The following is a 19,136-nucleotide window of genomic DNA, read 5'->3' as shown; positions in this document are numbered from 1 at the left end:
ATGGGCGGGCGGATGACCGCGCCCGGCCAGAAGGCGCAGAACTTCGGTCCGAGCGCCCGGCGCCTGCTCGGCACGCTGCGGCCGGACAAGTGGCTCCTGGCGCTCGTGCTGATGCTCGGCATCCTGAGCGTCGGGATGAACGTGCTGGGGCCGAAGCTCCTCGGCGCCGGCACGAACGTGATCGTCGACGGCTTCGCGTCGATGCAGTTCCCGAGCGGCATGACCCAGCAGCAGGTGATCGACCAGCTGAACGCCGCGGGCAAGACCCAGCAGGCGCAGACGCTGCAGTCGATGGACTTCGTGCCGGGTGCGGGTATCGACTTCCACAAGCTCGCGCTCATCCTCGCGGCGGTCCTGGCGCTCTATGTCGCGGCGAGCATCTTCTCGTGGCTGCAGGCGCGCATCCTCAACGGGATCGTGCAGCGGGCGATGCACCGCCTCCGCATCAGCGTCGAGGACAAGATCCATCGTCTTCCGCTGTCGTACTTCGACGGCATGCAGCGCGGGGAACTGCTCAGCCGCGTCACCAACGACGTGGACAACATCGGGCAGTCGATGCAGCAGTCCCTGTCGCAGGTGGTGATCTCCCTGCTGACGGTCATCGGCGTGCTGGTGATGATGTTCGTCATCTCGCCGGTGCTCGCGGTGATCGCGCTGGTGACCGTCCCGCTCTCGCTCGTCGTCACGATGGTCGTCGCCAAGCGCTCGCAGAAGCTCTTCGTGGCGCAGTGGGGTGCGACCGGCCGCCTCAACGCGCGGGTGGAGGAGACGTACTCCGGGCACTCCATCGTCAAGGTGTTCGGTCACCAGAACGAGGTCGAGGCGGAGTTCGACCGCGAGAACGACGCGGTCTACCGGGCGAGCTTCGGCGCGCAGTTCGTGTCCGGCCTGATCATGCCGATCATGATGTTCATCGGCAACCTCGTCTACGTCGCGATCGCGGTCGTCGGAGGCGTCATGGTGGCGAACGGCGCGATCTCGATCGGCGACGTGCAGGCGTTCATCCAGTACTCGCGGCAGTTCACCCAGCCGCTCAGTCAGCTGGGATCCATGGCGAACCTCCTGCAGTCCGGGGTCGCCAGCGCCGAGCGCGTGTTCGAGCTGCTCGACGCGCCCGAGCAGGATGCCGACCCGGAGCCGGCCGCGACGGTGTCCGGGCAGGCGTCCAGCCTCGCGTTCGACGAGGTCGAGTTCCGGTACACGCCCGACAAGCCACTCATCCATGGACTGAGCCTGTCGGCGGAGCCGGGCAGCACCGTCGCGATCGTGGGCCCGACCGGCGCCGGCAAGACGACGCTGGTGAACCTCATCATGCGCTTCTACGACGTCGATTCCGGATCGATCACGCTGGACGGCGTGGACACCCGGCGAATGACGCGCGACGACCTGCGGGCGCGCACCGGCATGGTGCTGCAGGACACGTGGCTGTTCTCCGGCACGATCCGCGAGAACATCGCCTACGGCGATCCGGATGCCTCCGAGGAGCAGATCCTCGCGGCGGCACGGGCCGCGTACGTCGACCGCTTCGTGCACGCCCTGCCCGACGGGTACGACACCGTGCTCGACGACGAGGCCGGGAACCTCAGCGCGGGGGAGCGGCAGCTGGTGACCATCGCCCGGGCGTTCCTGTCCGATCCGCGCATCCTCATCCTCGACGAGGCGACCAGCTCCGTCGACACCCGCACGGAGCTGCTCATCCAGCGGGCGATGTCCCGGCTGCGCGCCGACCGCACATCGTTCGTCATCGCGCACCGCCTGTCCACGATCCGCGACGCCGACCTCATCCTGGTGATGGAGGACGGCGGGATCGTCGAGCAGGGCACCCACGACGAACTGCTCGCCGCCCGCGGCGCGTACTGGCGGTTGTACAACGCCCAGTTCGAGGCGGCGGTCAGCGACGACGAGCAGGACGCCGTGGGTGTGGCCTGACGGCGCGCCGCGGGACCCGTGCCCTAGGATGTGAGGACGCCGCGAAACCGCGGCGCCGGAAGCGAAGGACTGGGTGTGCCCGACGTAACCACACGGTTCCACACCGTCTCGCTGCAGGACGGCGACCTGGAGCTGTCGTGGGCGGCGGTCACCGACGTCGGCAAGCGGCGCGACAACAACCAGGACGCCGTGCTCGCGCAGTTCCCGCTGTTCATCATCGCCGACGGAATGGGCGGCCACATCGGCGGTGAGATCGCGAGTTCGCGCACCGTCGCGCGCATGGAGGCGGTCGCGAGCGGGGCGAAGGTGACGCCGCGCGAGATCGAGAAGGCGATCAAGCTCGCCGTCAAGGACATCGCGTCCCACCCCGGCTCGACCGACGACGGCACCGGCACGACCCTCACCGGCGTCTACCTGGATCTCGGCGGTCTCGTGCCGCACTGGGTCACCCTCAACATCGGCGATTCCCGCGTGTACCTGCTCCGCGACGGCCGGCTGGCCCAGGTGACGACGGATCATTCCGTCGTGCAGGAGCTGATCGCCGCCGGACGGCTGTCGCCCGAAGAGGCCGAGTCTCACCCGTACGGAAACGTGATCACCCGCGCCGTCGGGCCGAGCGACCACGTCAAGCCCGACTACGTGCGCCTGGACGTCGTCGAGGGCGACCGGTTCGTGGTGTGCTCGGACGGGCTCACCAAAGAACTCACCGACTACGGCATCCAGCACTTCCTCGGCGAGCACGCCGACCCGGGCGAGGCGGTCGCGGCGATGCTCGAAGCCGCGCTCGAGAACGGCGGCCGCGACAACATCTCGATCATCGTGCTCAACGTCGGATCCGCACCCGGCGAAGACGCCGAACCGGATGACGAGTCCGACGACGACGAGTCCGACGCGGATTCCGCAGCCTGACGGCCCGCCGACGCGGAGTTATCCACAGGCGCCGCACGCGAGTGGCGCCGGCGGCACCGCGCCTCGTTGACTGGAGGCATGAGTTCGCCGTCCCCCTTCACCCCGACGCTGTCCGGTCGCGTCCTCGGCACCCCCGGCTCCGCGGCGCCTGACCTGCTCGGGGCGCCGCGCTTCGGGAGCATGGCGGAGCCGTCGGTCGACGAGCCCCTCCGGCTTCCGGATGCCGCCGAGCCGCCGCGCCGCGGGCCGCTGCCGCTGCTGGCATCCCTCGTCCCGGTGCTGGGCTCGCTGGTGCTGTGGGTCGCGACCGGCTCGCCGTTCATGCTGTGGTTCGCCCTTCTCGGCCCGGTGATCGCCGTCGCGACCCGGCTCGACGGCCGGCGCACGGCTCGGCGCGACGCTGCCCGCCGACGCGCCGAGGCCGAGGCGGCACGGTCGCGGGTGTCTGCGCGGGTCGCCGAACGGCACGAGCGCGAGCGCGACCGCCTCTGGGCCGGCCACCCGGACGTCGCGACGGCCCTCGGCGCAGGCGTCATCTGGACCGGCACGGCCGAACGCCGGCAGTCGATCGTCGTCGGCTCCGGGCGCCGCCCGAGCACGGTCCAGGTGTCCGGGGGCGCCGGAGACCCGGATTCCGCGGCCCTCCGGGCGCGCGCCGCCGTGCTCGAGGACGCCCCGGTGACGGTGCCGGCCGGCATCGGCATCGCCGTGGTCGGCCCCGCCGTCGTCGCGGCGGCCGTCGTCCGCGCCCTCGCCGCCCAGGTGCTGCTGGCCTCCGCTCCCGGCGACGTGCGGATCGCCGGCGACCCGCACGACGAGTCCGGTTGGCTGCAGGATGCCCCGCACGCCCGATCCGCGACCGGCACGACACTCGTCTGCGGGATCGCCGGCGAGACACCGGTCGAAGGCGACATCGTGCTCCTGCGGGTTCCCGACGGGATGCCGGTCCCGCCGCGCTGCGGCGCGGTCCTGGCTCTCACGGGAATCGACCGCGCGACCCTCACCGTCGGCGCCGATGCGGCAGAGGTCGGCGTGGAGGCGATCTCGCTCGCGCAGGCGCAGGAGCTGACGGCCGAGCTCACGGCGCGGGCCGCGGCCGTGTTCGCGGGCACGGATGCGACGGCCCCGGCGACGCTGGCCGAGCTCGTCGGCGGCGCAGGTCCGGCGGAACCGTCGGGTTCCGACTCCCTGTGCGCTGTCATCGGGACGAGCGGCCGCACGCCGTTCGTCCTCGATCTGGTCGTCGACGGTCCGCATGCGGTCGTCGTCGGGATGACGGGCGCCGGAAAGAGCGAGTTGCTCATCTCCTGGGTGACGGCGCTGTGCGCCGCCCACGGCCCCGATGACGTGACGTTCCTGCTCGCCGACTTCAAGGGCGGCACCGCGTTCGACGCTCTCCAGCAGCTTCCGCACGTGACGGGGGTCATCACCGATCTCGACGGCTCGGGCGCACGCCGCGCCCTGCAGAGTCTCTCGGCCGAGCTGCGCTGGCGCGAGGCGCAGCTCGTCCAGGCGGGTGCTCGCGACATCCGTGACGAGCGTGTGACGATGCCGCGCCTGGTCGTCATCGTCGACGAGTTCGCCGCCCTTCTGGCCGAGCATCCCGAACTTCAGGCGGTGTTCACGGATGTCGCCGCCCGAGGCCGGGCGCTGGGCATGCACCTGGTGCTGGGCACGCAGCGGGCCGCGGGGGTGCTGCGCGAGTCGCTGCTGGCGAACTGCCCGCTGCGCATCTGCCTGCGGGTCGCCGACGCCGCCGACAGCCGCGCCGTGATCGGCACGGATGCCGCCGCTGCGCTCCCCGGGGGCGCCGACGGTCGCGGTGCGGCATTGGTGCGCAGGGCGGCGGATGCTGCACCGGTCTCCGTGCGCGTCGCGCGCACCGACGCGGCCCTGCTGACCGAGGTGGCCCGGCGGCACCCGCTCGCCGAGACGCCGCGGCGCCCGTGGCTGCCCGAGCTTCCCCGCCAGCTCGCCCTCGCCGACGTCCCGGATGCCCCGGACGGCGCCGTCGTACTGGGCCTCGCAGACGATCCGGAGAATCAGCGTCAAGTCCCCGTGCTGCTGGGCGAGCGCGGCCTGCTCGTCGTCGGGCGCGCCGGCAGCGGCCGGAGCACCGTGCTGGCGACGATCGGCGCCCAGGTCGTCGACCGGCTGCGGGTGGAGATCGCGACCGACCCGGAGGGTGGGTGGGACGCGCTCTCGGAGCTGGCGTCCGACGACCCGTGGGGAGAACCGTCGGCGGCGCCCGGCAGCGTCGTGCTCATCGACGACCTGGATGCGCTGCTGGGCGGCCTCCCGCCCGATTACGCGCAGGCGGCGGCCGAGCACCTCGAACGGTTCGTGCGCGGCGCGGCCGGGCGCGGCATCCGCGTCGCGATCACCGCCGCGCGCGTCTCGGGGGCGGTGGCCCGCATCGCGGACGCCGTGCCGCGCCGGGCGATCCTGGCCACGGGGTCGCGCATGGACCACATCGCAGCCGGAGGCGACGCGCACGACCGGCTGCCGGAGACACCGGGGCGCGCCGTGCTCGACGGGCAGATGATGCAGTTCGCGCAGACCGCGCCGCGGCGGGCGGCCGCGCCGGCGGCACCGGCGGTGTGGCAGCCCGCAGACGCGATCACCGGGGTCGTCGTCCGATCGGGAGCCCGGGCGGGGCTGGCGCGGATCCTCGACGAGCGGGGTCTCGCGACGTGCACGGTGGACGAGTTCGGGGAGCATCCGGCCGCCCGGGCGCCGCTGGCCGTCATCGGCGACCCGGATGCCTGGCTGCGAAACTGGCGGGCGCTGGCCGAGGTGCGCGGTGGACACGATCTGCTGATCGATGCATCCTGCGCGGCGGAGTATCGCGCGCTCACCGCCGATCGTGAGCTGCCGCCCTACTGCACGCCGGGCCGCAACCTGGCCTGGTTCATCCGATCGGGCGGTGCTCCCCGGCGGGTGCAGCTGCCGCGCCGGTGAGCCCGGCCGGGCCGGTTCGGCCGATCAGGCGAGCGCCTCGGCCAGGGCGACGGGCGTCAGCCCGTGCGCGGCCGCGACGCCGGCGTTGACGACGGATCCGGCGTGGGTGTTCAGGCCTGCCGCGAGGGAGGCGTCCGCGCGCAGAGCGTCCTTCCAACCGTGGCGCGCGATCTGCCGGATGTAGGGCAGGGTCGCGTTCGTCAGCGCGGAGGTCGACGTGTTCGGCACCGCACCGGGCATGTTCGCGACGCAGTAGAACACCGAACCGTGCACCCGGAAGGTGGGATCGTCGTGCGTGGTCGGGTGGGTGTCTTCGAAGCATCCGCCCTGGTCGACGGCGATGTCCACGAGCACGGAGCCCGGCCGCATGCGCGAGACCATGTCGTTGGTGACGAGCTTGGGCGCCTTGGCGCCCGGGATCAGCACCGAGCCGATGACGAGATCGCTGTCCTCGACCGCGCGGTCGAGGTCGAGCGGGTTGGATGCCGCCGTCTTCAGGCGGCCCTGGAAGTGGTCGTCCAGGTAGCGCAGCCGCGCGATGTTCGTGTCGAACACCGTCACGTCCGCCCCGAGCCCGGCTGCGATGACGGCCGAGTTCGCCCCGGCGACGCCGCCGCCGATGACGGTGACCCGGGCGGGCCGCGTGCCGGGGACGCCGGACATCAGCACGCCGAATCCGCCCGCGGACTTCATCAGCGTGTGCGCGCCCACCATGGGCGCCAGGCGTCCGGCGACCTCGCTCATCGGCGCGAGCAGCGGCAGGCTGCCGCCCGGGAGCTGCACCGTCTCGTACGCGATCGAGGTCATGTCGTCGGCGAGGAGGTGCTCGGTGAGCGGGCGGTCCGCGGCGAGGTGCAGGTACGTGAACAGCACCAGGTCGTCGCGGAAATACCCGTACTCGCTCGCGACCGGCTCTTTGACCTTCAGGAGCAGCTCGGCGCGGCCCCACACCTCGCCCGCGTCGTCGAGGAGGGTCGCTCCCGCGTCCGCATATTCCGTGTCGGGCATGGACGAGCCGATGCCGGCACCGCGCTGCACGAACACCTGGTGGCCGGAGGAGACCAGGTCGTGCACGCCCGCGGGTGTGAGCGCCACGCGGAACTCGTTGTTCTTGACCTCGGTGGGGACACCGATTCTCATGGCTGTCGTCTCCCTCTCTCCGCTCGACGGTGAGCGGGGCCTGGATCAGAACGCGGGGCGGATCCTGCCCACGTCCTGCCCGCCGCCGTAGACGGTCAGCGGAAGTCGTTCGACGGTGTCGGCGACGGCGGCCGGGTCGAGGGCACCGGCCAGCTCGAGCAGCCGCAGGCCGACCGCGGCGCTCGCCCGCGAGGACCCGTCGAGGGTCTTGAGCGCGACGGTGGTGCCGCCGGGGGCGACCATGATGTGCACACCCTCGGCGCCGACCTTCGAGAAGACGCCGAGGCGCTCCATGATGACGGTGTCGTCGCGTCCGGGTCCGGCGATCGTCCAGGGGTTGTCGCGGACGGCCTGCACCAGGTGGCCGGCACTGCGATGCAGCGCGAACGGCGAGGTGGGCGACGAGGTGCCGATCCGCTGGACGGCCTTCGCGAGACCGGACAGGCTGATCGCGTGCACGGGCGCACCGCAGCCGTCGATCGCGGTGGCGGCGACCCGCTCGCCCGACAGGCGCTCGGTCAGTTCGCGGATCTGCACCTGCAGCGGGTGCACCGGGTCGAGGTAGGTCGTCGGGTCCCAGCCGGCGGTCTTGCACGTGAGCAGCATGGCGGCGTGCTTGCCCGAGCAGTTCATGCGCACCCGCGCTGCCGAGTAGTGCTCGCGCACCATCTCGTCACGGGTGGCGCGGTCGCCGGGCCAGTCCGGCGGGCAGCCGAGGTCGTCCTCGCCGAGCTCGGCGGCTTCGAGGATGCTGCGCACCACGGCGACGTGGGCGTCGGTGCCGGAGTGGCTCGCCGTCGCGAGGCCGAGCTGGACGCCCTCGAGCGGTGCTCCGGCGGTGAGGCACGCGAGGGCCTGGATCGGCTTCAGCGTGGACCGCGGGAAGATGAGCGCGGAGACGTCGCCGAGCTGTCGTGCGACGGTGCCGTCCGCATCGAGGACGATCGCTGCGCCGGCATGCCGTGATTCGACGAAACCGCCTCGTTCGACGGTGGCGAGTTCGACGGCGGATGTCACGGAGAAGGTCTGCGGCACGGTCTCCAGCCTATCTCCGGGCGGCCCGGAATGCCGGGTGGCAGACTGTCGGACATGCTGGGTGAGCACGTGTACGCCGTCCGATCGTCGTGGACCGGAAATCGCGGGACGGGAACGAGCGGGTACCGCGACTACGACCGCCTCGTGAGGATGTCGATCGCCGGGAAGCCCGATCTCGAGGCCTCCGCCGACAAGCCGTTCCGCGGAGACCCCGCGCGCTGGAATCCGGAGGACCTCCTGGTCGCGTCCCTCAGCGAGTGCCACCTGCTGTCCTACCTGCACGCGTGCGTGACCGTCGGCGTCGTGGTGGTCGCGTACGAAGACGAGGCGTCCGGGACGATGGTCGAGGACGGACGCGGCGGCGGGTCGTTCCGTGAGGTCGTGCTGCGACCGCTGGTGACGGTGGCCGATGCGTCGATGACGGATGCCGCGCAGGCCGCGCATCACCAGGCCCATGAATGGTGCTTCATCGCGAACTCGGTGAACTTCGAGGTCCGCGTCGAGCCCCGGGTGCGCGTCGCGGGGGACTGAGTTCCGATCGCTATCCGGCGGCGAACACGCTCCACCCGACGGCGTAGACGAGCGTGCCCACGAGCCACACCGCGAGCACGAGCACGATCTGCGGCATCCGCAGCCTCCGCCGCCAGAGCACCAGCGCCATGAACAGCACTGAGAGCACGATCTCGATGATCCAGTAGACCGGGCTCGTGGTGTCCGCGATCGCGTTAAGCGCCCACACTCCCTCGCCGAGCAGGACGGCGCACAGGGGAGTGACCGCCAGTGCCCGCCACAGCGGCGTCCCGTATCGCGCGACCGAGGCGGATGCCCCGACCAGCGGCCCGACGACGAGTCCGATCCGGGTCCAGACCGAGGCGAACGGCTCGGCGTAGAAGTGCCCCCGCCATGCCGAGACCACGCCGTACCCCTCGTTGAGACCGACGAAGGCGACGGCCCCGAGGACCGCGCCGAGGAGGGGATGCACTCTGCTCGCCCAGACGAGGAGGAAAGCGAGCAGCGTCCAGCCGCCGGCCGAGTTGCTGAACGAGCTGGCCCACGCCGGGAGGTACGTCTGCCCGAAGCTCGTCAGGCCACCCAGAAGAAGGGACCCGGCGAGGACCACGACGATCCCGACGAGGGCCGAGCGCCACGTCTCCCGGTACCACGATGCACGCATCCCTCCACGTTATCCGGGCCCCGGGAAACCGCGCCGCACCGCACCGCCCCGGCGTCCCGCCGGCCCCGTGCGTCCCGGTTGTTCCGCTGTCCTGGAATGCCGGACCGGAGGCGAAACAGGACAGCGGAACACCGGAGTCCGGCGCAACACGCGAACGGGGCTCCGCGGTCGAAACCGCGGAGCCCCGCACATGGGCAGTCTCAGTGCACCGGTCGGTCAGCGCACGTCGTCGTCGACCCACTCCATCGACTTGGTGACGGCCTTCTTCCACAGGCGCAGCTGGCGGTCGCGCTCGGCCTCGTCGAGCTGCGGCGTCCAGCGGGCGTCCTCCTGCCAGTTGGCCGAGAGGTCGTCCAGTCCCGACCAGAACCCGACGGCGAGGCCGGCCGCGTAGGCCGCGCCGAGCGCCGTGGTCTCCGCCACGACCGGCCGCACCACGTCCACACCGAGGATGTCGGCCTGGAACTGCATGAGCTCGCTGTTCGCGGTCATGCCGCCGTCGACCTTGAGCTCGGCCAGGTTCACCCCCGAGTCGGCGTTGACGGCATCCAGCACCTCGCGGGTCTGGAAAGCCGTCGCCTCGAGCGCGGCCCGGGCGATGTGGCCCTTGTTGACGTAGCGGGTCATGCCGACGATCGCGCCGCGGGCGTCCGCACGCCAGTACGGGGCGAACAGGCCGGAGAAGGCCGGCACGAAGTACACGCCGCCGTTGTCGTCGACGGACTTCGCCAGCGCCTCGACCTCGGGGGCCGAGCCGATGATGCCGAGCTGGTCGCGCAGCCACTGGATGAGCGAGCCGGTCACCGCGATCGAGCCCTCCAGCGCGTAGTGCGCCGGCTGGTCGCCCAGCTTGTAGCCGAGGGTCGTGAGCAGCCCGTTCTTGGAGTGGACGATCTCCTCACCCGTGTTGAAGATGAGGAAGCAGCCGGTTCCGTACGTGTTCTTGCTCTCGCCGGGCGTGAACGCGGCCTGACCGAAGGTGGCCGCCTGCTGGTCGCCGAGAATGCCGGCGACGGGCGTCTCGCGCAGCAGCGACGATCCGTGCACGGTGCCGTAGACCTCGGACGACGACTTGATCTCGGGAAGCATCGAGCGCGGGACGCCGAAGACCTCGAGGATGTCGTCGCGCCACTGCAGCGTCTCGAGGTCCATGAACAGAGTGCGCGACGCGTTGGTCACATCGGTGGCGTGCACACCGCCGTCGGTGCCGCCGGTGAGGTTCCACAGCACCCAGCAGTCGGTGGTGCCGAAGAGCAGGTCGCCGGCCTCCGCCTTCTCGCGGGCGCCGGGGACGTTCTCGAGGATCCAGGCGATCTTCGTGCCCGAGAAGTAGGTCGCCAGCGGGAGGCCGACGATCTGCTTGAACCGCTCGACGCCGCCGTCCGCGGCGAGGCGGTCGACGATGTCCTGCGTGCGGGTGTCCTGCCAGACGATCGCGTTGTACACGGGCTGGCCGGTGTTCTTGTCCCACACCACCGCGGTCTCGCGCTGGTTGGTGATGCCCACGGCTGCGATGTCGTGCCGGGTGAGGGTCGCGCGGCTGAGGGCCTGACCGACGACCTCCTGAACGTTGCGCCAGATCTCGTTGGCGTCGTGCTCGACCCAGCCGGGCTTGGGCAGGATCTGCTCGTGCTCGAGCTGCCCGGTCGAGACGATGCTGCCCTTCTTGTCGAAGATGATGGCGCGACTCGAGGTCGTGCCCTGGTCGATCGCGATGACGTAGTCAGCCATGACGTCCTTGTCTTTTCGTGAGAGGGATTGCGGGGGGAGGATGCCGGTGCCGGGCGGCTGCCGCGGCACCGGCGGGTCATCACCCGAAGGTGGTCAGGTGCAGGAGCACCGGGGAGAGCGCCGCCGCGATGGCGCCGCCCACGAGGGGGCCGGCGACCGGCACCCACGAGTACGCCCAGTCGCTCGAGCCCTTGCCCTTGATGGGCAGGATGGCGTGGGCGATGCGCGGACCGAGGTCACGGGCGGGGTTGATGGCGTAGCCGGTCGGTCCACCGAGCGAGGCGCCGATCCCGACCACGACGAGCGCGACCGGAAGGGCCGACAGCGGGCCGAGGCCCCCCGGCGTGCCGATCTTGGCGATGCCCCAGTCGCTGAACGCGAGCACCGCGAAGACCAGCACGAACGTGCCGATGACCTCGGTGATGAAGTTCCAGCCGTACGAGCGGATCGCCGGGCCGGTGGAGAAGACGCCGAGCTTGTTGGCCGGGTCGGGCTCCTCGTCGAAGTGCTGCTTGTAGGCGAGCCAGCACAGCACCGCGCCGATGATGGCCCCGAGCATCTCGCCGGCGGTGGCGACGAGGAACATCAGGAAGGTGATCTTGCCCGCGATCAGCAGGCCGAGACCCACGGCCGGGTTGAGGATCGCGCCGCTGTAGGCGGCGGTGATGACGCCCACGAAGACCGCGAGGCCCCAGCCCCAGTTGACCAGGAGGAAGCCACCCGCGTTGCCCTTGGTGCCCTTCAGGGCGACGTTCGCCACGACGCCGCAGCCGAGCAGCAGCAGGAGCGTGGTGCCGACCACCTCCGAGAGGAAGTAGGTTCCGAGATTCACGACAACCATGTCGTCATTGACCTTTCTGTCCAGTGGTTGGGTGCGGCACGTTCGCCGCGGGGAGCCGCACGCGGCCCTTCCTGAAAGCTAGCCGTGTGCGGCGCCGGGCGATAGGCGCCCGGCGTGCACATCGGTTCAGGATTCGGCGCCGACGGCCCCGGAATCCGCGCGGTTCTGCGCGGATGTGCTCGCATCGTGCCCCTCGGGCGTGACGCCGGGGCCGGTGAGGGACACCCGGTGCGCCGTGCGCAGGGCCGCGGTCGCGTGCGCGATCTCGGCATCCACCGCGGCGGAATCCCAGCCGAGGGGTTCGGCCACCGACTCGGCGACGTCGCGCAGCGTGCCCTCGGACATGCCTCCGGTGAAGGCGAGGGCGGTGCGCCGAAGCAGGATGTCGATGAGGTGCACGGGCTGCTCGGTGGCCGCGAGGTGCGCCAGCTCGGCGCGGTAGTAGCCGGGGGCGTGCGGAAGCGGTTCGGCCCCGACCGGGAGCGCGGCGAGGACTTCGGTGGCCCGGGTGCCGTACCGCGACAGCATCCGCTCCACGAGCGCCTTGTCGTGTCCGCCGGCGTGGGTCGTGATCCAGGTGCGGCGCGCCGATTCGGTGAGCGGGTAGCCCTTGCCGCCGCCCACGGGGACGCCGGCCGTGCTCACGGTGTGGTCCTCGCCGAGCTCCTGCATCGCCTCGGTCGCAAGGTGCTCGGACAGGGCGCGGAACGTCGTCCACTTGCCGCCGACGAGGCTGAGGGTCGGGGTGCCGTCGAGGGTGCCGGGCACGATGCGGTAGTCCCGCGACACGAAGCCGGGTGCGGTGTCGTCGTGGCGGGGGAGCGGGCGGATCCCGGAGAACGTGTAGACGATCTGGTCGCGATCGAGCCGGATGCCGGGGAAGACGTGGCGCACCAGGGTGAAGAAGTAGTCGATCTCGTCGTCGGTGCACACGACGTCCGAACGCGGGTCCGCGTCGATGTCGGTCGTGCCGACGAGGACCCGGCCCTTGAGGGGGTAGATGAGCACGATGCGGCCGTCGGAGTGCTCGAAGAAGATCTCCCGCCCGCGCGTGGCCGCCAGCAGCTCCTCGTTGTCGAGCACGACGTGCGAGCCCTTGGTCCCGCCCATGAACCGCGTGGGGGCGCCGAGCGCATCGTTGGTGAGGTCGGTCCACTGGCCGGTCGCGTTGACGACGACCTTCGCGCGGATGTCGAACTCCTCGCCGGTGATCTGGTCGCGGACCGTCACCGCCCCGTCCTTGGAGCCGACCGCGCCGAGATAGTTCGCCGCGCGCGCCCGGTCGCCGCCCGCCTGGAGACCGTCGTGGAGCACGTCGAGGGCGAGCCGCTCGGGGTCGTGCATCGACGCGTCGTAGTACGTGGCGGTGTACTTCACGTCCCGGTTCATCTGCGGGAACGCCGCGAGGGTCTTCCGCTTGCCGACGAACACGTGCCGCGGCACCGAGCCCCCATTGCGCGAGAAGGTGTCGTAGATGATCAGGCCGACCTTGATCAGCAGGGCGCCGCGCTCATTGGGCTTGCCGCGGCCGTGGGTGACCAGCAGACGCCACGGAGCCTTGAGGATGCCGGACCACGTCTTGAAGATCGGGATCGTCGTCTTCAGCGGGCGCACGTAGTGAGGAGCGGTCTGCAGCAGGGCGTTGCGCTCGGTGACCGCCTCGTTCACCAGCCGGAACTCGCCGTTCTCCAGGTAGCGCACGCCGCCGTGCACCATGTGGCTCGAGGCCGAGGAGGCGCCGGAGACGAAGTCGCCGCGCTCGACCAGGGCGACGTCGACGCCCTGCATCGCGAGGTCGCGGAACGTCGCGATCCCGTTGATGCCGCCGCCCAGGATGAGGACGTCGGCGGTCGGCCGGTCGCGGAGGGCTTCGACGGAGGCTCGTGTGGTGGTCACAGTGCGGTCCCTTCATTGGTGCGCTTGACGCTAGATTGTCTCTGTCGGAATAGTTTTGCAACCCCAGTGCACATATGTGCAGGCCGGTCGCGGGTGGCAACGAGCCGAGAGGATGCCGATGCCCGACTTCACCCAGGACCGCCTGCGCGACGCGCTGCGCGCGGCCCAGCTGTACTACCTGCAGGACCTCACGATGGGGGCGATCGCGCACGAGATGCACGTCTCGCGCTCCTCCGTGTCCCGGCTCATCTCGCTCGCGCGCGAGACCGGCCTGGTCGAGATCAACGTCCACTCCCCGCACGAGGCGCGCAGCCAGCTCGAGCAGCGCTTCGCCGATCGTTTCGGCGTGCGCGTGCACGTCGTCCCGACCCCGGAGCGCATCACCGAGGTCGAGCGGCTCGAGCGGACGGCGCTGTCGGCGGCGCGGATCCTGGCATCCGCGATCGACTCCAACATGACGATCGGCGTCGCCTGGGGCTCCACGCTGTCGGCGGTGACGCGCCACCTTCCCGCGAAGACGACGTTCAACACGCAGGTGGTGCAGATGAACGGTGCCGCCAACGTGCGCACGTCGGGCATCCCGTACGCCGGTGAGATCCTCGCGCGGTTCGCCGACGCGTTCGGCGCCGGCGTGCACCCCTTCCCGGTGCCGGCGATCTTCGACGACCCCGCCACGAAGGAGGCGATGTGGCGGGAGCGCTCGGTGCGCCGCGTGCTCGACCTCCAGGCCAGCACCAACCTGTTCGTGTTCGGTCTGGGCTCGCCGCACGCCGACGTGCCGTCGCACGTGTACTCCGGCGGCTACTTCGATCCCGAGACGCTCGCCGAGATCGACGCGATGGGGATCGTGGGCGACTGCGCCACCAACTTCTTCCGCATCGACGGGTCGACCGAGGGCATCGTCCTCAACGACCGCTCATCGGGCCCGGACCTGGACACCGTGCGCCGCATTCCGCACCGCTTCTGCGTGGTGTCCAGTCTGTCCAAGGCGGAGAGCCTGCGCGGCGCGCTCGCCGCCGGCATCATCACGGAACTGGTCGTCGAGGAGTCGCTGTGCCGCCAGGTTCTCGAAAGCGCCGGTCCGCGGCCGGGCACGGGCTTTCGGGCGAGCGCCGTCAGCGGCGCTCGTGGGGGAGGGCCTGCTTGATCCGGTCGATCGGGTTCTGCGCCGGGGGCTCGTTGTAGACGCCGGCGAGTTCCTGCCCCGACAGCTCGTGGATCGCCGCCATGATCGCGTCGGTCGCGAGGCGACGGGCCTTGCCCGACGATGCCGGACCGTAGTGGCTCACATCGATCGGCTCGCCGAAGCGCACCCGCACCCGCGGCTCGCGCTTGGGCATGCTCGCACCGACCGGCATCGCCTCGTTGGTGCCGATGAGGCCGACCGGCACGACCTTGGCGCCGGTCTGCAGCGCGAGGAACGCGACGCCCGTCCGGCCCTTGTAGAGTCGCCCGTCGAGCGACCGGGTGCCCTCCGGGTAGAGGGCGACGGCAAGGCCCTCCTCGAGCATCTTCTGGTGCTGGTCGAGCGCGTCGAGCGCGGCCTGGCCGGCGCCCCGCCGCACGGGGCTCGCGCCGACCGCGGTGAAGAACGTCCGTGAGGCCCAGCCCTTGAGCCCGGTGCCTTCGAAGTAGCTCGACTTCGCCAGGAAGTGCACCTGACGCGGGGAGGCGACCGGGATCGCGATGGAGTCGATGAAGGACATGTGGTTGCTGGCGAGGATGACGGCGCCCTTCTTGGGCACGTTCTGCTTTCCCTCGATGATCGGCCGGTAGATCATCCGCACGAGCGGCGCGACGATGGCGCGGCTCAGCCACATGCTGAAGGCGTGCCGATTCTCCTGTTCCGGGGCTTCGGGCAGCTCGTCGGGTTCGGCATCGCCCGCGGGAGTGGTCATCGGATCAGGGTACCGCCGAATCCATTCCGACGCGGGCATACGCCTGCGTCAGAGCGGGTTTCCGGGGCCTCAGAGCTCGCCGAATCCCTCCTCGATCTGCTCCCGCAGCGCGGCCAGTGCGGCATCCGCCTCCGCGCCCTCGGCGCTCACCCGGATGCGATCGCCCTGCCGCACGCCGAGGGCCATCAGCTCGATGATGCTGGCCGCATCGACCGGCGCGGCGTCGGAGTCCAGCCGCGCCACCCGGATCTCGGCGTCGAATCCGCCGGCGGTGGTCACGAATTGGGCGGCGGGGCGTGCGTGCAGCCCGGAGGGGTTGCGCACCACCGCCTCGAACGAGGACGCCTCCGCACGCGCGGGCGCCGCGGGCGTGTCGCCCGGGGCCTCGGGCTCGGGCCCCAGCTGCTCCTGCTTGGGTCGCAGCGCCCGCAGGGTCTCCGCCCGCACCGCGGCGACGTCGGCACCGGCGGCCGCGGTGACGACCGCGGCGATGAGCCCCTCCACGAACGGGCCGGCCGACAGCAGCACCGGCGCCCGCGAGGTCCGCAGTTCGAGGGCGAGCTCCGTGCTGAGGATCGCGGAGCCGAGATCCATCACGACGAGCACCTCCCCTGCCTCGGCGGCCTCGTCGATCGCGGCGGCGATCGCCGTGGCATCCGTGCCGATGCCGCTGTCGGCGGTGCCGGCGGCGACCAGGACCGCCGGCGCAGTGGCGCCGCCCATCTGCAGGGCGAGCTCCACCGCCGCCTCCGCCAGGGGCCGGCTGTGCGAGACGACGACGATCGCCGTGGTCATGCACCGGCCCCGAGCACGTCGCGCAGAGCCTGGAACAGCAGGGCGGAGGACGCCGCACCCGGATCGGTGTGGCCGGCCGAGCGCTCGCCGACGTAGCTGGCACGGCCCTTTCGCGCGATCATCGGGGTGGTGGCATCCCGTCCGGCCTCGGCGGCGGCGAACGCCGCCGAGGCAGCCTCGCCCGGCGACGCGCCGGACGCCGCCTCTCGCTGCCACGCCTCGATCGCCGGCCCGAGCGCGTCGATCATCGTCTTGTCGCCCGGCTGCGCCTTGCCGCGGCTGATGACGCCGTCCAGCCCGGCCCGCAGGGCGGTCCCGAACGAGACGAGGTCGAGCTCGGACTCCGCGCCCGCGGTCATCCCCAGCCGCAGGAAGAACGTTCCGTACAGCGGCCCGCTCGCCCCGCCCACCGTGGAGATCATCGTCATCGCGACGCCTTTGAACAGGGCTTCGGCCGTGGTCGGGGGCGTGGCGCCGATGGCGGCGAGAACCGCGGTCATGCCGCGATTCATGTTGAGTCCGTGATCCGCGTCGCCGATCGGCGAATCGAGCTCGGTCAGTTCGGCCTGATGCTCGGTGATGAGGGCGGCGTAGCCGTTGATCCAGGCGGTGAGTCCCTCGACGGTGATCGCTGCCATCGTCACGCTCCCCAGCGCAGGCCGGCGGTTTCGACCGGGGCGTCCCACAGCCGCAGCAGCTCGTCGTCGGCTTTCACGACGGTGAGGGATGCCCCGGCCATGTCGAGGCTCGTGATGTAGTCGCCGACGAGGATGCGCTTCGCATCCACCCCGCCCGCGGCCAGCAGGGGCGCGATCTCCCCGTAGAGCAGGTACAGCTCGATGAGGGGCGTGCCGCCGAGGCCGGAGAGCATCACGATCGCCGGGCCCGACGCGTCGAAGTCGTGCAGAATCGGGTCGACGAGCATCCGGGCGATCTCGCGCGCGGAAGCGAGCGCCTCGCGGTGCCGGCCCGGCTCGCCGTGGATGCCCACGCCCACCTCCATCTGGTCGTCGGGCAGCTCGAAGGTGGGCTTGCCGGCGGCGGGGACTGTGCAGCTGGTGAGGGCGACACCCATGGATCGCCCGTTCGCCGACACCTTCTCGGCGAGCGCCTTGACGGCATCCAGGTCCTGGCCCGCTTCGGCCGCGGCGCCCACGATCTTCTCGAGGATGACCGTCGTGCCCACCCCGCGCCGCCCGGCCGTCCACGTGGAGTCCTCCACGGCGACGTCGTCGGCGACCACCACGGATTCGACGCGGATCCCCTCGGCGGAGGCCAGCTCGGCAGCCATCTCGAAGTTGAGCACGTCGCCGGTGTAGTTCTTGACGATGTGCAGCACGCCGGCGCCGCCGTCGACGGCCTTGGTCGCGGCGAGCATCTGGTCGGGCGTGGGGGAGGTGAAGACCTCGCCGGCGCATGCGGCATCGAGCATCCCGGGCCCGACGAACCCACCGTGCATGGGCTCGTGTCCCGACCCGCCGCCGGAGACGAGTCCGACCTTTCCGCTGCGGGGCGCGTCGGCGCGGAGGATGACGCGATTGTCGAGGTCGACCCGCACGCCGGGCACGGCCGCCTGGACTCCGCGGAGGGCGTCGGCGAGCACCGTCGTCGGGTCGTTGATGAACTTCTTCATGTGCTCTCCTTCGAGTCCGCGAGCGCGCACGCGCCGTCACGGTCGAATATTCCGCGTCGCCGTGCCGCGGTCAAGGCACTCAGTGACCGCCTCGCGCGCTCTCAGCTGGATCATGAGAGAGTCAGTGACAATGGGTTCACACCCCCGTCCGCGATCTTGAGGTTTCTCCGTGCGTTTTCGCCGTTCGATCTTTGCTCTGTCCGCTGCTGCCGTGGCGGCCCTCACCCTGGCCGGCTGCGCGTCGTCCACGAATGCGTCCTCGTCATCGGCGTCGCCCAGTGCGAGCGCCGCGACCAACCTGTGCGACGCGAAGGTCCCCTCCGGTTCGGCGTCCGACTCCGTCAAGGTCAGCGGCAAGGTCGGCGACGCGGCCACCGTGTCCTTCAAGAAGGGCGTCACCGCGTCGAACATCCAGAGCACCGTCGTCACGAAGGGCTCCGGACAGCAGCTGAAGTCGGGCGACCTCGTCGAATTCGCTCTCACCGAGTACAACGCGAAGACCGGTGCGAAGAACGGCGCCATCGGTCAGACCGACGGGTCGCTGCTGCCGCAGCAGATCTCCGCCGACAGCGTGCTCGGAAAGGTCCTCGGCTGCGCCACGGTCGGCACGCGGGTCGTGGCCGTCATGCCGGGCACCTCCGCCTCGTCGTCGGGCTCGGCGACCACCCAGGCGAGCGTCGACGTCATCGACGTGAAGTCCGTCGTTCCCACCGCGGCATGGGGCAAGGCGCAGCCGGCCGAGGCCGGCATGCCCACCGTGAAGCTGGCCGCGAACGGCGAGCCCACGATCACGGTCCCCAAGACCGCCGCGCCCAAGACCACCAAGGTCGCCGTGCTGAAGAAGGGCGACGGAGCCACCGTGCACAGCGGCGACACCGTGCTCGTGCAGTACACCGGCGTGCTCTGGAAGGACGGCAAGGTCTTCGACTCCAGCTGGAAGAACGGCTCGCCCGCGTCCTTCGCCACCGACAAGGTCGTGAAGGGCTTCGGCAAGGCGCTCACCGGCGCCACCGTCGGGTCCCAGGTGCTCGTGGTGATCCCGCCGGCCGACGGCTACGGGTCGACCGCGCAGGGCTCCATCCCGGCCAACTCGACGCTCGTGTTCACGATCGACATCCTGGGTGTGCAGCACGCCCGCGGGTGACGATCCCACCCTGCCCGAACGGCCTCGCGAGAGTTCTCGCGGGGCCGTTC

The 19,136-nt window shown here is 71.1% G+C and carries 16 protein-coding genes; 6 read left to right on the top strand and 10 right to left on the bottom strand.

Annotation, left to right across the window (positions count from 1 at the left end):
• From LK09_RS06905 to LK09_RS06895, 3 genes are all read left to right on the top strand, one after another.
• Positions 1-1,929, top strand: coding sequence for an ABC transporter ATP-binding protein (locus LK09_RS06905; RefSeq protein ID WP_039397391.1), 1,929 nt, complete (start codon positions 1-3; stop codon positions 1,927-1,929).
• 75 nt (positions 1,930-2,004) lie between these two features.
• Positions 2,005-2,838 (top strand): PP2C family protein-serine/threonine phosphatase, encoded by an 834-nt coding sequence (locus tag LK09_RS06900; protein ID WP_039397389.1) that lies wholly within the window; start codon positions 2,005-2,007, stop codon positions 2,836-2,838.
• A 78-nt stretch (positions 2,839-2,916) separates the two neighbouring features.
• Positions 2,917-5,799 (top strand): FtsK/SpoIIIE domain-containing protein, encoded by a 2,883-nt coding sequence (locus LK09_RS06895; RefSeq protein ID WP_052226473.1) that lies wholly within the window; start codon positions 2,917-2,919, stop codon positions 5,797-5,799.
• A gap of 24 nt (positions 5,800-5,823) precedes the next feature.
• Here the strand turns inward: LK09_RS06895 and ald are convergent, their stop codons facing one another.
• Entirely contained in the window at positions 5,824-6,939 is a 1,116-nt protein-coding gene (gene ald / locus LK09_RS06890; RefSeq protein ID WP_039397386.1) for an alanine dehydrogenase, read from the bottom strand.
• Between the two features lie 45 nt (positions 6,940-6,984).
• Complete coding sequence (locus LK09_RS06885; RefSeq protein WP_052226472.1) at positions 6,985-7,974, bottom strand: asparaginase; 990 nt, start codon at positions 7,972-7,974, stop codon at positions 6,985-6,987.
• A gap of 54 nt (positions 7,975-8,028) precedes the next feature.
• On the opposite strand from LK09_RS06885, the gene LK09_RS06880 reads away from it, so the two are divergent.
• A complete protein-coding gene (locus LK09_RS06880; protein ID WP_039398223.1) occupies positions 8,029-8,505 on the top strand; it encodes an OsmC family protein in 477 nt (158 codons plus the stop codon).
• A 10-nt stretch (positions 8,506-8,515) separates the two neighbouring features.
• On the opposite strand, the gene LK09_RS06875 is transcribed toward LK09_RS06880, so the two are convergent.
• The 4 genes from LK09_RS06875 to LK09_RS06860 all read right to left on the bottom strand — a co-directional run bounded on the left by LK09_RS06875 (position 8,516) and on the right by LK09_RS06860 (position 13,616).
• Positions 8,516-9,148, bottom strand: a complete 633-nt coding sequence (locus tag LK09_RS06875; RefSeq protein ID WP_052226471.1) for a DUF6518 family protein — start codon at positions 9,146-9,148, stop codon at positions 8,516-8,518.
• A gap of 216 nt (positions 9,149-9,364) precedes the next feature.
• The gene (glpK, locus tag LK09_RS06870; protein WP_039397385.1) at positions 9,365-10,879 is read right to left on the bottom strand and encodes a glycerol kinase GlpK; all 1,515 of its coding nucleotides are present in this window, start codon (positions 10,877-10,879) and stop codon (positions 9,365-9,367) included.
• A gap of 79 nt (positions 10,880-10,958) precedes the next feature.
• Positions 10,959-11,720 carry an MIP/aquaporin family protein gene (locus LK09_RS06865; protein ID WP_197060984.1) on the bottom strand — a complete coding sequence of 254 codons (762 nt, stop codon included), beginning with the start codon at positions 11,718-11,720 and terminating at the stop codon, positions 10,959-10,961.
• Between the two features lie 126 nt (positions 11,721-11,846).
• On the bottom strand, positions 11,847-13,616 hold the full coding sequence (locus tag LK09_RS06860) for a glycerol-3-phosphate dehydrogenase/oxidase (protein WP_082008094.1): 1,770 nt from the start codon (positions 13,614-13,616) through the stop codon (positions 11,847-11,849).
• A 112-nt stretch (positions 13,617-13,728) separates the two neighbouring features.
• Here LK09_RS06860 and LK09_RS06855 point away from each other — a divergent pair, with 112 nt between their 5' ends.
• Complete coding sequence (locus tag LK09_RS06855) at positions 13,729-14,763, top strand: sugar-binding transcriptional regulator (RefSeq protein ID WP_082008093.1); 1,035 nt, start codon at positions 13,729-13,731, stop codon at positions 14,761-14,763.
• On the opposite strand, the gene LK09_RS06850 is transcribed toward LK09_RS06855, so the two are convergent.
• From LK09_RS06850 to dhaK, 4 genes are all read right to left on the bottom strand, one after another.
• Positions 14,732-15,436 carry a lysophospholipid acyltransferase family protein gene (locus tag LK09_RS06850; protein WP_231562997.1) on the bottom strand — a complete coding sequence of 235 codons (705 nt, stop codon included), beginning with the start codon at positions 15,434-15,436 and terminating at the stop codon, positions 14,732-14,734. The genes LK09_RS06855 and LK09_RS06850 overlap by 32 nt on opposite strands.
• A 147-nt stretch (positions 15,437-15,583) precedes the next feature.
• Positions 15,584-16,309 carry an HPr family phosphocarrier protein gene (locus LK09_RS06845; protein ID WP_039397380.1) on the bottom strand — a complete coding sequence of 242 codons (726 nt, stop codon included), beginning with the start codon at positions 16,307-16,309 and terminating at the stop codon, positions 15,584-15,586.
• A complete protein-coding gene (gene dhaL, locus LK09_RS06840) occupies positions 16,306-16,947 on the bottom strand; it encodes a dihydroxyacetone kinase subunit DhaL (RefSeq protein WP_197060983.1) in 642 nt (213 codons plus the stop codon). The genes LK09_RS06845 and dhaL overlap by 4 nt, the downstream gene beginning before the upstream one ends.
• A gap of 2 nt (positions 16,948-16,949) precedes the next feature.
• Positions 16,950-17,942 carry a dihydroxyacetone kinase subunit DhaK gene (gene dhaK / locus LK09_RS06835; protein WP_039397378.1) on the bottom strand — a complete coding sequence of 331 codons (993 nt, stop codon included), beginning with the start codon at positions 17,940-17,942 and terminating at the stop codon, positions 16,950-16,952.
• Between the two features lie 211 nt (positions 17,943-18,153).
• Between dhaK and LK09_RS06830 the strand changes: the two genes are divergently transcribed.
• Positions 18,154-19,086, top strand: coding sequence for an FKBP-type peptidyl-prolyl cis-trans isomerase (locus LK09_RS06830; protein ID WP_231562973.1), 933 nt, complete (start codon positions 18,154-18,156; stop codon positions 19,084-19,086).
• The last annotated feature ends 50 nt before the right edge of the window (positions 19,087-19,136 follow it).

Origin of the sequence: Microbacterium mangrovi (assembly GCF_000802305.1) — a bacterium.
Lineage (GTDB): Bacteria > Actinomycetota > Actinomycetes > Actinomycetales > Microbacteriaceae > Microbacterium > Microbacterium mangrovi.
This window is presented reverse-complemented; position numbering and strand designations above follow the sequence as displayed.

Coding starts and splice junctions, on each gene's coding strand:
- LK09_RS06905 (WP_039397391.1), top strand. CDS start 1: ATGGGCGGGCGGATGACCGCGCCCGGCCAGAAGGCGCAGAACTTCGGT.
- LK09_RS06895 (WP_052226473.1), top strand. CDS start 2,917: ATGAGTTCGCCGTCCCCCTTCACCCCGACGCTGTCCGGTCGCGTCCTC.
- ald (WP_039397386.1), bottom strand. CDS start 6,939: ATGAGAATCGGTGTCCCCACCGAGGTCAAGAACAACGAGTTCCGCGTG.
- LK09_RS06880 (WP_039398223.1), top strand. CDS start 8,029: ATGCTGGGTGAGCACGTGTACGCCGTCCGATCGTCGTGGACCGGAAAT.
- LK09_RS06875 (WP_052226471.1), bottom strand. CDS start 9,148: ATGCGTGCATCGTGGTACCGGGAGACGTGGCGCTCGGCCCTCGTCGGG.
- glpK (WP_039397385.1), bottom strand. CDS start 10,879: ATGGCTGACTACGTCATCGCGATCGACCAGGGCACGACCTCGAGTCGC.
- LK09_RS06865 (WP_197060984.1), bottom strand. CDS start 11,720: ATGGTTGTCGTGAATCTCGGAACCTACTTCCTCTCGGAGGTGGTCGGC.
- LK09_RS06855 (WP_082008093.1), top strand. CDS start 13,729: ATGCCGATGCCCGACTTCACCCAGGACCGCCTGCGCGACGCGCTGCGC.
- LK09_RS06850 (WP_231562997.1), bottom strand. CDS start 15,436: ATGTGGCTGAGCCGCGCCATCGTCGCGCCGCTCGTGCGGATGATCTAC.
- LK09_RS06845 (WP_039397380.1), bottom strand. CDS start 16,309: ATGACCACGGCGATCGTCGTCGTCTCGCACAGCCGGCCCCTGGCGGAG.
- dhaL (WP_197060983.1), bottom strand. CDS start 16,947: ATGGCAGCGATCACCGTCGAGGGACTCACCGCCTGGATCAACGGCTAC.
- dhaK (WP_039397378.1), bottom strand. CDS start 17,942: ATGAAGAAGTTCATCAACGACCCGACGACGGTGCTCGCCGACGCCCTC.